Here is a 15,760-nt window from a genome sequence, read left to right as displayed (position 1 = left end):
GCTATATAGACTCTGAACCTATTTGATATATCTTGAATATTAAAGAGCTTTCTGCCATAATGACCTTGTATTTTATGGTGGACGTATGCATATGACTTTTTGTCATTGATACTGATTTTTTAATATTGATTATATCTAAAGCAAGTGTTGTGCGCAGGTATGCGTTTTGCACTTGCTTTTTTTGTGTGTAAATTTTTTGAGGGGTTATGACAATAATCTTTTTCCTACAGGCAGCCTAATCTAATTAAGTTGTGATGGAATTCCTCTTTGCTTGAAAAATCTATTTAGTTAGGAGATAAGAGAATGGGAAAAGCACTTATTATCGGGGCTGGCGGCGTTGCTTCTGTTGCCATCCACAAATGTGTACAAAACAGTGAGGTATTTGAAGAGATTTGTATCGCAAGTCGTACAAAATCAAAATGTGATGATTTAAAAGCTAAATTAGATGGCGGTAAAACAAAAATTACAACTGCACAAGTTGATGCAGATAATGTAGATGAATTAATTGCGTTAATTAATGAAGTAAAACCAGATATCGTGATGAACTTGGCTTTACCATATCAAGATTTAACGATTATGGATGCTTGTTTGGCAACAAAAACAAATTATATGGATACAGCAAACTATGAGCCAGAAGATACGGCAAAATTTGAATATAAATGGCAGTGGGATTATCGCGAACGATTTGAAAAAGCGGGGATTACAGCTCTTTTAGGCAGCGGTTTTGACCCTGGTGTAACAAGTGTATTTTCTGCCCATGCCCTTAAACATCATTTTGATGAAATTGAATATATCGATATTCTTGACTGTAATGCCGGCGATCATGGCTATCCTTTTGCAACCAACTTCAATCCTGAAATCAACATCCGTGAAGTTTCTGCCAAAGGAAGTTACTGGGAAAACGGGGAATGGATTGAGACTGAGCCAATGGAAATCAAACGCACATATAACTTCCCTGAAATTGGCGAGAAAGATATGTATTTGCTGCACCACGAAGAAATTGAATCGCTTGCTTTAAATATTCCTGGGATTAAGCGGATCCGTTTCTTCATGACATTTGGCCAAAGCTACCTTACACACCTTAAGGCCCTTGAAAATGTAGGCATGACTTCGATTGAGCCAATTGAATTCGAAGGAAAACAAATCATTCCACTTCAGTTTTTGAAAGCCGTATTACCAGACCCTTCTTCCCTTGGACCGCGCACAGTCGGAAAAACAAACATCGGCTGTATCTTCCAAGGTAAAAAAGACGGAAAAGATAAAACGTATTATGTTTATAATGTTTGTGACCACCAAGAATGCTATAAAGAAGTCGGCTCACAGGCAGTAGCCTATACAACAGGCGTTCCTGCGATGATTGGTGCGATGATGTTGATGACTGGGAAATGGAATAAGCCAGGAGTATTCAATATTGAGGAATTTGATCCAGATCCGTTCATGGAAGCATTAAACAAATGGGGACTTCCATGGAAAGAATCTTTTGATCCAGAACTTGTCGATGCTGAGCCTGCGAAAGACGTTAAACCGGAGTTTGTACGTTAAAATGAGATTTGAAGAATTACCAACCCCATGTTATGTAGTCGATGAAGGTCTTCTGGAAAAAAACCTAAAAATCCTGAACGGAGTTATAAGCCGTACAGGTTGTAAGATTGTTTTGGCACAAAAAGCATTTTCAATGACAAGAATGTATCCTCTCATTGGAGAGTATTTAAGTGGTACAACTGCAAGCGGCTTGTACGAGGCACGTCTAGGTTACGAAGAAATGGGCAAAGAGAATCATGTCTTTGCCCCTGCCTATCGCGAAGATGAAATGGATGAAATTATTTCCATTTGCGATCACATTATCTTTAATTCCTTCTCACAGTTGGAAAAATTTAAGGATAAAGCTCTTCAAGCTGGCAGGAAAGTTGGGTTGCGCATCAATCCTGAGTGCTCTACACAAATTGGGCATGCCATCTATGATCCCTGTTCACCGGGCTCCCGATTTGGCGTAACCATCAAGCATTTTCGTCCCGATTTGCTTGATGGGGTGTCAGGATTGCATTTCCACACACTTTGTCAACAAAACTCTGACGATTTAGAAACTACTCTTAATGCAGTAGAAGAAAAGTTTGGTCCATACCTCTCGCAAATGGAATGGATTAACTTTGGCGGCGGGCATCATATTACTAGAGAAGATTATGATATCCCTCGATTAGAAGCGTGTATTAAGAGAATGCAAGATAAATACGGTTTAGAGGTATATCTTGAACCAGGAGAAGCAGTTGCTCTCAATGCAGGATATTTGATTACGTCTGTACTTGATTTACATCAAAACGGAATGGAAATTGCTATCCTTGACACTTCGGCAACCTGTCATATGCCAGACGTGTTAGAGATGCCTTATCGTCCTCCTCTTTTGGGCTCTGGAGAAGCAGGTGAGAAGCCATTTACGTACCGACTTGGCGGGCAAACTTGCCTTACAGGCGATGTAATCGGTGATTATTCTTTTGATCAATCCTTAAAGAGCGGTGATCGATTAGTTTTCGGTGATATGGCGATCTATACAATGGTTAAAAATTCCACTTTTAATGGCATGCCCTTACCAGCCATTGCTGTTCAAGATAAAAATGGAGATTGTCAGATTGTCCAGCAATTTGGCTATCAAGATTTCAAAATGAGATTAGCATAACAGAGTAAAAGGAAAATCTGTAACGGAAAAACCGTCTCGAAAAAAAGATACAAAGACGGAGTATCTTTTAAAATCCAGATTCTAACCCAAGAATCTGGATTTTTTTGTGAAAACAGATCAACTCTGAGATAAAAGTTGGATATATTTACAAATTGTGACACAGTTCGAACATTACATCTTGTAAAATAGTAATATAAGTTTAAAATAGTGTAATATAATTGTAATATTGAAATGCAATTACGTCAGTTTTATGCCGGTGAACATTATTAGCTAGACCACCAGGTTGCAGGGGGAATCTTTTTGGAAAGTACATTAAAAGTCGATGAAGTTACTTTACATCGGAGAAAACCATCTAAACGATTTTCAAGCTGGAAGTTTATCACAACAACTATCATCCTTGTTATTGCACTCATATTTGCGGCAATCAGTTATTATCAGGCGACCCACTTTAACGCCAATATTAAGATTAATGGCATTAAAGTCAGTGGGCTGACTGCTGATCAGGCACTTAAAACATTAAAAACCATTGAATTAAAAAACGTAGTCTATGTCGGAGAACAATTAATCTTCGATGGAAAAGATACGAAGATGGTATTTGCGGATAAAGATCTGCCAGGGGTCAAAAAACTATTAAGCAGCCAGCGGACTTACTTTCCTTCTGCAAAAGCAAAAAATTTCTCGTTACTGCCAAGCCAACTTGATCAGTATCGAAGCCAGACAATGAAAAAACAGCTTGAAGAAAAGCTTATATCCCTGAATAAGAGTTTAAAAGCACCCCAGGATGCGAAGGTTTCTTTGAAACAAGGATCAATTGTCGTCTCTAAAAGCATTAGCGGGGAGCAGTACGATGTTGCCAGTCTTTTAAGGGACTACGAAAAACAGGAATATACGAGTGAAATCCACCTGAATCCTGTCTTCATCGAACCAATCAAAGAAAACAGTCAGGTTGTAAAGGATGAAAGGAACAAGCTGCAGGCGTTCCTTCAACAAACCGTTGATTATAAGGTACAGAATCAAGTTTATACGTTAAACGCCAGCGAATTAATTAAAAATGCCTCCGTGGCAAAAGATTTAAAGATTACGATTGATGCAGATGATATTAAGAAAAAGATTTCTGAAATTAATCAATCTCAATCTACCTTAAATAAAAATTTCACTTTTAAAACCCATTCAGGTTCAGTTATTTCCGTAAAAGGACAAGGTTATGGCTGGGCCCTAGATGTGGACAAAGAAACAGCACAGATTCAGGCAGCTTTTGAAAAAGGCGACAAATCTATTTCTGCTTCGAATATTATCGGCCATGGCTGGAGTAATGAAGGCTACGGTTATGAAACGACAGCGAACCACGGCATTGGTGATACGTATGCGGAAGTGTCCATAGCTGAACAGCGTATCTGGATTTACAAGAATGGCAAATTGGCTGTCACAACGCATGTCGTGACAGGTAAGCATAGCACCGGTGAAGATACATCAAAAGGAGTCTGGTACATCCTTTATAAACGGACACCATCCACACTCCGGGGCTCCCACGTAGGCAGTGGGTCTTATGAAGTTGAAGTTAATTATTGGGCGCCATTTACGAACAGCGGGCAAGGTTTCCACGATGCCGGCTGGCGAAAAAACTGGTCAAGTACTGCTTATCTTGGGGCTGGATCCGGCGGCTGCGTCAATACACCACCCACTGTAATGAAAACCGTGTATGACAATCTCAGCACATACGAACCGGTTGTAATATATTAAAAAAGACGGCTTCTCGTGCTTCCCGACAATGACAAGGAAGTACAAGAGCCGCCTTTTCTTTTTAAAAACATCATTAACTTATGATAAAGTTCACCGTACCAGTTTTATCTGCATTTATAGATCATAAACCAAATTCTATAATTACAGTCCCTCCATAACGGGTGGGTTTTTCTTAAATCCTTTTGTCGTGATAAATGCGTAAACAAAACCAATGATCAGCCAGACAAAGCCTACTTTTAAAGTTAAGGCGGACAGATTGATGAACAAATAAAAACAGATCAGAAATCCTAAAGCTGGTATTAAGAAGTAGCGGATGAACTTCTTCTCTTTTTTACGGAAGTAATAATAAACAATAACTGAAAGGTTCACAAACATAAATCCTGTTAATCCGCCAAAATTCATTAACTCTGCTACTAAGGAGATCGGAAGGGCAAGTGCTCCGATCACGCTAATGATACACATTAATAAAATATTAAGAATAGGTGTTTTAAACTTAGGGTGGACATAGGTAAAGAACTTTTTCGGAAGTACTTCATCACGGCCCATACTAAACATTAAACGGGAAGCACTTGCTTGCCCGGTCATACCTGCTGTAAAGGTAGAAACGATAATAGCAATTGTATAAATCGTTGCTAGTGCCGCCCCCCCAGCCGCATGGGCAATATCAAAAAGGGCTGTATCTGCTGAACTAAAGGAAGTCACATCCGGCCAAACAAGCTGAGCAACATATGCTTGTAGAATAAAGATTAAACCGCCGATAAGGCAAGAAAGAATAGCGGCCTTCCAAATATCTTCTTTAGGTTTAATTGCCTCTTCAGACAAAGTAGTAATACTATCAAACCCTAAAAATGAGAAGCATGCCATAGCAGCTCCTGCAATAATAGCAGAGGTAGTAAACGTTTCTCCATTAAAGAAGGGTTTAATCGAAATAAGGGTATTGGCTCCTTCACCGCCTACAATGGCCTTGATGCAGAATATCACAAAAATGACAACGACTACACCCATAAAGAGAACAAGAATGTTGTTTGTTTTTGCAGCCATTTCAATCCCCAGGATATTAATGAATGTAATGACAGCAGCAATGATTAGGACCCATGCCCAATATGGGATAGCAGGAACTAGGGCATTTGCATAGGAAGCACCTACCATGAAAACAATCAATGGTACTAAAACGTAGTCCATAAACATGGCCCATCCCGCAAAAAAACCGAGATGCGGATTGATCGAACGCTGTGTATAAGAATAAGTAGAACCTGCAACTGGAAAGGCTGCAGCCATTCGTCCATAGCTATAAGCAGAAAACATCATGGCAACCATGGCGATTAAGTACGCTAATGGGAGCATTCCTCCCGTAGAAACGGCTGCATATCCATAAATATACGCAGGTGCAATGGGCGTCATAAAAGCTATCCCATAAATCACAAGGTCCCATAAGCTTAGTACTCTCTTAAACTGCGGATTGTTTCCGCTATTATTTTTCAAACTCATTTCATAACTTCCTCTCACTAGGCTTCCTGTGGTGTTTTCTCCAGCTGCATGCTAATAAGTTCAATTGTTTCCTCTGTACTCATGACCTCGCAATAAATTTGATTCATAATCATAATTTCTGCATCATGTAATTGTTGGGTTGCTGCACAGCAAGCATCCTCGACTAGAATGACTTCAAATCCAGCATCAGCTAAACTTCTGACAGTCGATGCCACACATTGATCCGTCACAACACCTGTACAAACTACCGTTTCAATTCCCATATTTCGAAGAAGAAATTCATAATTGGTTCCACTTAGAACACTATCTGTTGTTTTTTCAACGACAATTTCATCCTCTAAAGGTTTCAGTTCATCTATCATTTCTGCCCCATAATGTCCAATTGGAAGCAGGATATTATTCCAGCCAGGTCTTCTTTGAACCGGAGATCTATCACGTCCATCTTTATGATGGCAGGCAATTCTACCAAAGGTGACTTCTAATTGATTGTTCCGGAAGAACTCTAGTAGTTTTTGGTTATTTGGGATTACAATGTTTTCTAAACGATTATAAAAATATTCCCATTTATCCCACATCCCTTTTTCTCTAGCTACATCCGCATCACCATAATCCTTGCTCACAAATTGATTTTGCATGTCCACTATTAATAGAGCCGTTTTACTTGGATCCGGCTGAATTCTATCCTCACCGGCTGGTACAAATTCATAGTATAAAGTTTGTAAATTTTGTTTTTCCATCATGTTGTCCTCCTGAAAATAGATAGTTTCTTCCAATTCCTTAACCGCTAAAAAAGAATAAAAAAAGAAATAACATAAATCTGCATGTTATTCCTCTCCTTTTTGGCAATAAAAAAACTACAAACCAAATCTGAGATGAACTCAGAAAAACGTTGTAGTGATTCTAAAGTCCTCACCCTTATCCCATTTGAGATAGCACAACTCAATAAACCAGGGAGTTTATTAAGACAGTACTGCAATTATTCACTGCAGTCCCAGCATGTAACATCGAGAATGATTACACACTTCGGCGACATTTCCTTCTCCTTAGGATCAAAGCATTCTCAAGCTCCTCTAAGGACTAATAAAGATCGCACCTCTACCTCACTAGATTCAAGTGAGGTTTATTTAATTATTTGTATATTCTAAAATAATAATATTTTAATGTCAATGGGATTAATAACCAGGATGGCCTTACGGGGTCATCCCAGCCGCTTCTGAATCCCCCGAAGTAGCATTATCGGTTTGAATCCATACACCGTCTTGATCTACTTTATAACCTTGAATGACAGTATCGGCAGCCATTTCCCCTTCTTGATAGAAATAATACCAGTTACCATTGATTTGCACCCAGCCTGTAACCATCACACCACTACTCGAAAGGAAATATTTCTTTCCTGATAATTCAAGCCAGCCCGTTTTCATTGCTCCTGATTGATCTAAGTAATACCATTGCCCTTTATCTAAAGTCCAACCCTTACGCATTACACCATTAGACTGGAGGTAATACCACTTACTGCCGGAAAGCAGCCAGCCCGTTTTCATTTTTCCGTTGGCTTGAAGGTAATACCATTTACCGTTAGCTTGGATCCAGCCTGTTTTCATCGCTCCCGAGCGATCAAGGAAATACCATGCACCACCATTATATAGCCAGCCTGTCCTCATTGATCCATTACTAGTTAAGTAGTACCATGAACCGCCTGACTTTATCCATCCCGTTTTCATAACTCCTGATGAATCTAGGTAGTACCAGAGACCATTATTGTAAAGCCACCCCGTGTACTTCCCACTTGCCGTATAAAAATACCAGTTGCCCTTCGAAAACACCCAACCATTTCCTGGGATTTCATTCCAAACCATGCTTGATATTTTATTAATGGTTTCAATACCATAGGATAGGGATTTATTATTCGTTGTCAAAACAGCAATAACATAATTTTTACCTTGTCCATTTATGTACCCAACACTATTCACATAACTGCCAGTAGTGACCCAGCCGTTTTTTAATGCAACACTCACCCCTGAAGGAATACCATAACTAGTACCCCAACGTTGATCCGACACTACATTCCGCATAAGATTTAGACCATATGCCCTCTGCTTATCCGTTAAGAATGTATTGGGATAGGCAAAGAGTTTCATCATGGTAAGTTGGTCCGAAACCGTTGTGGTGGTTCGTCCCCACCAGCCGCCTGTACCTGCAATCGTGCTGGTCATACCAACTTTTCTAAAAAAGGCCTGCACGCTTTGATCACTGCCAAGCTGCCGCCATATCGTACTTGCAGCACTGTTATCACTATTTTCTATCATTTTAGTTAGCAATGAATTTTCATAGGTTGTGATTGGTATATTTTGATAGAGTACATCTGCTAACATCGACATCTTCACAACACTTTGAGTATAGTAGGTTTTAGAAGGGTTGTATGTATATGTCTTACCAGTGTTGGCATCATAAACACCGATTGAAACTGTGTTACTTCTCGAACTAATATAATTGGTTACATCCGTTCCCAATATTGTTGCTGCATGTACAGGCATTTTCACAAAAAGCAACATGGCCAATCCCACCAAAGCAGATGCAACTATTTTCTTATATAACTTCATTTCCTCATCCCTTCTAGCTAATCTATGAATCTAATTTTATAATACTGTACCACTAGTGAAAAAAATAGTTAAAAAATGACAATAGTGAAGAGAAACCTCTGTCATACAAAAAATCCTACCAATAGTAAACCAATAGATTTTTCATTTATCTCATGAATTCTCAATTACTTAATATATAACCAATGTTTATGCTAATAACTAAAATTAGTTGAAATGCCTATTAAAAATGAAGACGTATCCCTTTCTACAACTCTCAATATCTATTACTTAATTAAAATAATTATAGTATTTTAATTGACAAAAATATTAATAGATAGATATAATAACAAATATAAACTAATAATAATTATAGATAAGCAAACAATAACGGTATTCACCGGACAAGCTGTCTATGATTTTAAACATTATTTTTAGGAGGAATTTTAATTATGTCCCTTATTGGAAAAGAAGTACAACCATTTAAAGCCCAAGCGTACAGAAATGGCGAATTTTTAGAAGTATCAGATGCAGATTTAAAAGGTCAGTGGAGTGTCGTTTGTTTTTATCCAGCAGACTTTACATTCGTTTGCCCAACTGAATTAGAGGATTTGCAAGACCAATATCCAAAACTTCAAGAACTAGGTGTAGAAGTTTTCTCAGTTTCAAGAGATTCTCATTTTACACATAAAGCATGGCATGATACTTCAGAAGCGATTGGTAAAATTGCCTACACAATGATTGGTGATCCTGCCCATGTTCTTTCACGTAACTTTGATGTATATATTGAAGAATTAGGTCAAGCTGACCGTGGTACTTTCATTATCGATCCAGACGGAATCATCCAAGCCATTGAAATTAATGCAGATGGCATTGGCCGTGATGCCAGCACACTTATTAACAAAATTAAAGCAGCACAATATGTTCGTAACAATCCAGGTGAAGTTTGCCCTGCTAAATGGAAAGAAGGTTCCGCTACACTTAAGCCAAGCCTTGACCTAGTAGGTAAAATTTAAGGAGTCCTATTAATGATACTAGATGCCGATATTAAAGCACAACTAAATCAATATCTTCAACTGATGGAAAACGATGTACTACTCAAAGTCAGTGCAGGCACTGATGATTTATCGAAGGACATGCTAGCTCTCGTTGATGAGCTAGCAACCATGTCATCTAAAATTAAAGTAGAAACAACCACATTGGAGAGAACACCAAGCTTTAGTGTGAATCGGATTGGCGATGACACTGGGGTCACTTTTTCCGGGATTCCTCTTGGCCATGAGTTCACTTCCCTTGTCTTAGCTTTATTGCAGGTAAGCGGAAGAGCCCCAAAGGTTGATCAGAAGGTCATCGAGCAAGTGAAAAACATCCAAGGTGAATTCCACTTTGAAACATACATCAGCTTAAGCTGTCACAACTGTCCTGATGTTGTTCAGGCATTGAACGTAATGAGCGTTCTCAATCCCGGCATTACACATACCATGATTGACGGCGCGGCTTTCAAAGAGGAAGTAGAAGGTAAAGGCATCATGGCTGTCCCTTCTGTTTTCCTTAATGGAGAATCATTTGGCAGCGGCCGTATGACACTTGAGGAAATTCTCGCTAAGATGGGAACTACGACAGATGCCTCAGAGCTTTCTGATAAAGATCCATATGATGTGCTTGTTGTTGGAGGCGGTCCTGCCGGTGCCAGTGCAGCCATCTATGCGGCCCGTAAAGGCATTCGTACAGGTATTGTTGCTGATCGCTTTGGCGGTCAAATTATGGACACGCTCGGCATTGAGAACTTTATTGGTACAAAATATACAGAAGGTCCTAAGCTTGCAGCAAGTCTTGAAGAACATGTGAAAGAGTATAATGTAGATGTGATGAATCTACAGCGCGCTAAACGTTTAGAGAAGAAGGATTTTATCGAAATTGAATTGGAAAACGGTGCTGTACTAAAAAGCAAGACCGTTATCCTTTCAACTGGAGCCCGCTGGCGCAATGTTGGCGTACCTGGCGAAGCTGAGTTTACGAACAAAGGTGTAGCCTACTGCCCTCATTGTGATGGCCCATTGTTTGCAGGAAAAGACGTAGCTGTTATTGGCGGCGGTAATTCAGGTATTGAAGCAGCCATTGATCTTGCAGGTATTGTGAAACATGTAACGGTCCTTGAATTTGCACCAGAGCTGAAAGCTGATTCTGTCCTGCAAAATCGTCTTTACAGTCTTCCTAATGTAACAGTTATCAAGAACGCTCAAACAAAAGAAATTACTGGTACCGACAAAGTAAACGGTATTACTTACGTAGACCGTGAAACAGAAGCAGAACATCATATTGAATTGCAAGGTGTGTTTGTTCAAATTGGTCTTGTACCAAATACTGATTGGTTAGCTGAAACGGTTGAACGTAATCGAATGGGTGAGATTGTCATTGATAATCATGGGGCAACAACCATTCCTGGTGTGTTTGCTGCAGGAGACTGTACCAATAATCCATATAAGCAAATAATCATTTCGATGGGATCTGGTGCGAATGCAGCCCTAGGTGCCTTCGACTATCTAATCCGAAATTAATAGCGTTACTATAATAAGACAATCCCAAAAAAGAAAGTCACTGTACGATCTAACCTTACGTACAGCGGCTTTCTTTTTGCAATTTAATAGGGAAGCAATACAAATTTTCATTAAATATCATTGTTCTTATCTCTAAAAATTAACTATAGACTAGCTCTTTTTCGATTAGACCAAGCGTCCGCGCTGTGGAAATATGAATTTCGTGTAAAAGCTCTGGATTTTCCAATAGTGACACGCCATAAGAAGGGATCATTTCTTTTAATTTCAGTTCCCACTCTTTTATATGTTGTGGGAAGCATTTTTCTAATACCTCCAGCATAACGTGAACGGCAGTTGAAGCACCTGGAGAAGCGCCGAGCAATGCAGCGACCGAGCCATCAGCGGCACTAACCACTTCCGTACCAAATTCCAATGTTCCTTTACCGCCAGCCTCCGTATCTTTAATAACTTGTACACGTTGGCCTGCTACTACAATATCCCAATCCTCACTTTTAGCATTCGGAATAAATTCCCGTAACTCTTCGATCCGTTGTTCTTTCGATAACAGAACTTGCTGGATTAGATATTTTGTCAATGGAACGTTTTTGGCGCCTGCCGCTAACATCGTTAAGACATTATTCGGTTTTACAGAACCTAATAAATCCATATTTGAACCTGCTTTTAAAAACTTGGGTGAGAAACCGGCAAACGGTCCAAACAGTAAGGATTTTTTGTTGTTGATATATCGGGTATCAAGATGCGGCACAGACATTGGAGGAGCACCAACCTTAGCTTTGCCGTATACTTTTGCATGATGCAGCTCTGCCACTTCCGGATTGTTACATACCAAAAATAATCCACTTACCGGGAATCCGCCAATATGTTTTGACTCAGGGATACCGGTTTTTTGCAGTAAAGGCAAACTTCCGCCCCCGCCACCGATAAAGACGAATTTTGCAGTATGGCGTTCGATGTTACCGGTGTCCATATTCCACACTTTTAATTCCCATAAGCCGTCACTAGTACGTTTAATATCCTCGACACTATGCTTATAGTTAATCTCAACATGTTTATTCTCTAGGTGGTCAAACAACATGCGTGTTAACGCGCCAAAGTTGACATCCGTTCCCGCGTCCACTTTTGTTGCTGCTATCGGTTCAGTCAAATTACGGCCTTCCATGATAAGCGGAATCCAATCCATGAGATGTTCTGGGTCATCCGAAAATTCCATCCCTTGAAACAAGGGATTGTTTGACAGCGCTTTAAAACGTTTTTTCAAAAAGGCTACATTCTTTTCCCCTTGTACTAAACTCATATGAGGTATTGGCTTGATGAAGTCCTGCGGATTACGAATCAGATTACTGTTTACAAGGTACGACCAAAACTGCCTTGAAAGCTGAAACTGTTCATTAATTCTTATTGCTTTGCTAATATCTATAGATCCGTCAGCTTTTTCGGATGTATAGTTCAGCTCACAAAGTGCGGAATGGCCCGTCCCCGCATTATTCCACTCGTTAGAGCTTTCCTCGCCTGCGTTTTCGAGTTTCTCAAACACTTTGATTTCCCAATTCGGTGCTAATTCCTTCAGTATTGCTCCCAAAGTCGCGCTCATAATTCCGGCACCAATTAAAATAACGTCTGTTTTTTTCTGCCCGTTGCTCATTAAAACCGCTTCCTTATCCCCTATATTTTAAAAAAGATACTGGCGTTCGTGTTTAGGTTCACATAAAGCAAGGCATCACCTAAGAGAACACCTTTTCTGTCATAACGAAACCCCTATTATCAATATATCTACTATTCTAATAATTATAAACCATTTAAGGCTAGTAAAAAAGTGTGAAGTGCTCCCTGGGTACACAAAAAATACCAAAGCCTTCACTCAGCTACTTGCGCGAGGTGAGGCTTTGGTTTGTTTGGCCAGTGAACTACCATGTTTGAAAATATTTCTCGAACCTTGGGAATCTTTAAATAATCCCCGCCATTACTATATAGCTCTTAACCGTCGTCATTTCCTAAGATTCATTTTGATTTAATAAATGTACTAAATAAAGATGGCTTTCATACATTTGGACTGCATCTGTAATATCTTTAAGAGTAATTTCATATATATACGGTCTGCTTGTTAAAAACGGAAGAATGGGTTTCCAATTAATCTTGCCCGTACCCAGTTTTAACCCATCATGTTTCTGGCCTTCGCTATCTACCACGTGGAAATATTGAATATATGAATCTAATTTTTCTAGCTGTTCCAACAATAATCTATTATTACCTCTCAGAGAGATAAAAGCGTGGCTAATATCATAAGCCAATGGCAAATTTAAGGGTCTAACAATTTCCTCGAGCCAATTAGGGTTTTGGGCTGTAAAAAGACCATGGATAGAGTTCTCCCATAAAAACACATCTTTTCCGTATGACAAAATTTGTTTTATCTCATTCACTAATTTATCTTTATTTTTTTTATTGATAGTGGAGGTTGCAGTGGGCAGATAGTGAGGATGAATCACACATTTTACAGAATGAGATAAACAAATATCAGCAAGAATCCTTGTAGATAAATGATAGAAAAGGTAATCTTCTTTCTGTTCGTTGATAATATCTAAATATCTTCCATTGTACTTTGAAGGGTGATGTAAATATACATCACAACCCTGGCTTGAAAGCATTGAAATGGTATTTTCTAATTGTCTTCTTTTGTCTCTAAACAAATCGTCCTCATTTAAATGCAGTTCGATAATATCTGGCTTATATCGTAATCGGTCATACAATTGTTCCGGATCGTACGAACATTTTAAACCTAATTTCAACAAAACACATCACCACTTTCAAATAATACTTATATGAATATAAAATGAGTAGTTTTTTCCATTATAACAAAATTGCAGATACTCGTTCGTTAACTAAAAGTAAACCTTAAGCACAAATTTTACTGCTTGAAGTAATTTAGGAAAAACCACAAATATTAAATTGATTATTTATTTTAAATTTACTGAAATTTATCATAATTATTGTTAATTTTTTACAATTACCTCTTATTCTAAAGTTGTAACTTACTTAAGGATATGGAGGGAGAAGGAAGAGTGAGAAAAACTTTGAATCGGAACGCATGGAAAAAGGCAGCTCTTGCTTTTGTTCTTACGGCCACATTATCTACGGGCATTGTCATGGCATCTGAGAATCCGAAAACACTTGGCGGCCCCAAAAACACCGAGAATGATAAGAACCGTTTCATTCAAGTACAATTACTCGGAATTAACGATTTGCATGGACAATTGGACACGACCCGTAAATTTAACGGAAGATATGTAGGCAGAGTGGACTATCTCGCTGCCTATTTGAAGCAACGGAAAGGGGAAAACAAAAACACCCTTTTGGTCCATGCAGGTGACATGGTTGGTGGAAGCGCACCTGTTTCCTCGCTTTTGGATGAGGAACCCACAATTGAAGTGTTGAACAAAATGGGCTTTAATTTGGGAACGTTAGGGAATCACGAATTCGATCGCGGAGTGAAAGAAATGATGCGGCTGATTCACAGTGGGACCAACATGGAAACCGGACCCTTTGAAGGTGCAGGGTTCCCTTATATATGCGCCAACGTAATTAACGAAAAGACAGGTAAACTGATTCTCCCTCCCTTTGAAATTAAAAAGTTTAACGGCATACCGATAGGGTTTATTGGTGTTGTCTTAAGTGATACACCCAAGATTGAGACTCCAAGTGAATTAGCGGGAGTAAAGTTTACAGATGAAGTGAAAGCCATTAATAAAGCGGTGGCAGAACTCAAAAAACAAGGCGTTAAAGCTATTGTTGTACTCGCACACAATGGCGGCCGTCAGTCCACCAAGGGGGGCGACGCTACTGGAGAAATCGTTGATATGGCCAAAAGGGTTGACAATGAAGTAGACGTAATGTTTGCCGGTCACACCCATACGTATCTCAACACGGTAGTGCACGGAAAGCTCCTTGTTCAAGCTTATTCTTACGGAAAAGCTTTCTCAGACGTCGAATTGGAGATTGATCCAGCAACGAAAGAGATCGCGTCGAAAAAAGCTGAAATTGTAACCGTTTATCAGGACGCTATCAAACCGGATCCAGAAATCACGGAAATGATTACAAAGTACGAAGCTAAAGTCGCTGCCGTTGTTAATAAATTCATTGGGACGGCTGTAAATGACATTACCAGCACTCGTAACAAAGAAGGTGAATCCGCTATGGGCAATCTGATTGCAGATTCAGAACGAACAGCCATGAAATCTGACTTTGCTTTTATGAACCCTGCTGGAATTCGGGCGGACATCCAAGCTGGAGAAGTCTCTTGGGGAGAGTTGTTCACCATTCAACCGTTTAAAGAAAAACTTGTCAAATTGACGTTAACTGGCGACCAAATCCGCCGTCTCTTGAATCAGCAGTGGCAGCCGCAGGGAGTTGTACGTATGCTGCAAATTTCCGGTTTGAAATACACCTGGCACGGATCAAAAGGTGCCAGAAGCAAAGTCATTGCTATTTACGGTGCTGACGGAACCCCCCTTGATCCAAAAGCAAAATATACGGTTACGGTACCCGAATACCTGGCTAACGGCGGGGATGATTTCACCGTTTTACGTGAAGGGACAGATAAAGAGGTTGGTCCTGTTGACATCGATGTGATTGAAAATTACGTGAAGCAGCTGAAGCAGCCATTTTCTTATTCAATCGAAGGACGGATCAAGAAAATTCAATTGCCACAAGTTAGATGAATATTTTTTCAACCA

General features: G+C 39.5%; 11 protein-coding genes and 1 riboswitch. Of the genes, 6 read left to right on the top strand and 5 right to left on the bottom strand.

The window, feature by feature from the left end; all coding sequences use genetic code 11:
* Positions 1 to 303 precede the first annotated feature (303 nt).
* From AC3ANL_RS00345 to AC3ANL_RS00335, 3 genes are all read left to right on the top strand, one after another.
* Complete coding sequence (locus AC3ANL_RS00345; RefSeq protein WP_488327308.1) at positions 304 to 1,542, top strand: saccharopine dehydrogenase family protein; 1,239 nt, start codon at positions 304 to 306, stop codon at positions 1,540 to 1,542.
* 1 nt (position 1,543) lies between these two features.
* The gene (nspC, locus tag AC3ANL_RS00340; RefSeq protein ID WP_488327307.1) at positions 1,544 to 2,671 is read left to right on the top strand and encodes a carboxynorspermidine decarboxylase; all 1,128 of its coding nucleotides are present in this window, start codon (positions 1,544 to 1,546) and stop codon (positions 2,669 to 2,671) included.
* Positions 2,672 to 2,971: 300 nt separating this feature from the next.
* Complete coding sequence (locus tag AC3ANL_RS00335; protein WP_488327306.1) at positions 2,972 to 4,411, top strand: L,D-transpeptidase family protein; 1,440 nt, start codon at positions 2,972 to 2,974, stop codon at positions 4,409 to 4,411.
* A 141-nt stretch (positions 4,412 to 4,552) separates the two neighbouring features.
* On the opposite strand, the gene AC3ANL_RS00330 is transcribed toward AC3ANL_RS00335, so the two are convergent.
* The 3 genes from AC3ANL_RS00330 to AC3ANL_RS00320 all read right to left on the bottom strand — a co-directional run bounded on the left by AC3ANL_RS00330 (position 4,553) and on the right by AC3ANL_RS00320 (position 8,499).
* Entirely contained in the window at positions 4,553 to 5,899 is a 1,347-nt protein-coding gene (locus tag AC3ANL_RS00330; RefSeq protein ID WP_488327305.1) for an APC family permease, read from the bottom strand.
* A 17-nt stretch (positions 5,900 to 5,916) separates the two neighbouring features.
* Positions 5,917 to 6,639: a cysteine hydrolase family protein gene (locus tag AC3ANL_RS00325; protein WP_488327304.1), complete on the bottom strand. Its 723-nt coding sequence runs from the start codon at positions 6,637 to 6,639 to the stop codon at positions 5,917 to 5,919.
* Positions 6,640 to 6,821: 182 nt separating this feature from the next.
* A riboswitch (Lysine riboswitch) is annotated at positions 6,822 to 7,005 on the bottom strand.
* An 84-nt stretch (positions 7,006 to 7,089) separates the two neighbouring features.
* Complete coding sequence (locus tag AC3ANL_RS00320) at positions 7,090 to 8,499, bottom strand: N-acetylmuramoyl-L-alanine amidase family protein (protein WP_488327303.1); 1,410 nt, start codon at positions 8,497 to 8,499, stop codon at positions 7,090 to 7,092.
* Between the two features lie 428 nt (positions 8,500 to 8,927).
* On the opposite strand from AC3ANL_RS00320, the gene ahpC reads away from it, so the two are divergent.
* Together ahpC and ahpF are read left to right on the top strand one after the other, a co-directional pair.
* Positions 8,928 to 9,491: an alkyl hydroperoxide reductase subunit C gene (gene ahpC, locus AC3ANL_RS00315; RefSeq protein WP_488327302.1), complete on the top strand. Its 564-nt coding sequence runs from the start codon at positions 8,928 to 8,930 to the stop codon at positions 9,489 to 9,491.
* Positions 9,492 to 9,503: 12 nt separating this feature from the next.
* Positions 9,504 to 11,033 (top strand): alkyl hydroperoxide reductase subunit F, encoded by a 1,530-nt coding sequence (ahpF, locus tag AC3ANL_RS00310; protein ID WP_488327301.1) that lies wholly within the window; start codon positions 9,504 to 9,506, stop codon positions 11,031 to 11,033.
* Between the two features lie 139 nt (positions 11,034 to 11,172).
* Here ahpF and AC3ANL_RS00305 read toward each other — a convergent pair whose 3' ends face one another.
* Both AC3ANL_RS00305 and AC3ANL_RS00300 read right to left on the bottom strand, forming a co-directional pair.
* Positions 11,173 to 12,675 (bottom strand): malate:quinone oxidoreductase, encoded by a 1,503-nt coding sequence (locus AC3ANL_RS00305; RefSeq protein WP_488327300.1) that lies wholly within the window; start codon positions 12,673 to 12,675, stop codon positions 11,173 to 11,175.
* 349 nt (positions 12,676 to 13,024) lie between these two features.
* Complete coding sequence (locus AC3ANL_RS00300) at positions 13,025 to 13,816, bottom strand: sugar phosphate isomerase/epimerase family protein (RefSeq protein WP_488327299.1); 792 nt, start codon at positions 13,814 to 13,816, stop codon at positions 13,025 to 13,027.
* 357 nt (positions 13,817 to 14,173) lie between these two features.
* On the opposite strand from AC3ANL_RS00300, the gene AC3ANL_RS00295 reads away from it, so the two are divergent.
* On the top strand, positions 14,174 to 15,745 hold the full coding sequence (locus tag AC3ANL_RS00295; protein WP_488329632.1) for a bifunctional metallophosphatase/5'-nucleotidase: 1,572 nt from the start codon (positions 14,174 to 14,176) through the stop codon (positions 15,743 to 15,745).
* The last annotated feature ends 15 nt before the right edge of the window (positions 15,746 to 15,760 follow it).

This window comes from Neobacillus sp. DHD-1R, assembly GCF_057747995.1.
This window is presented reverse-complemented; position numbering and strand designations above follow the sequence as displayed.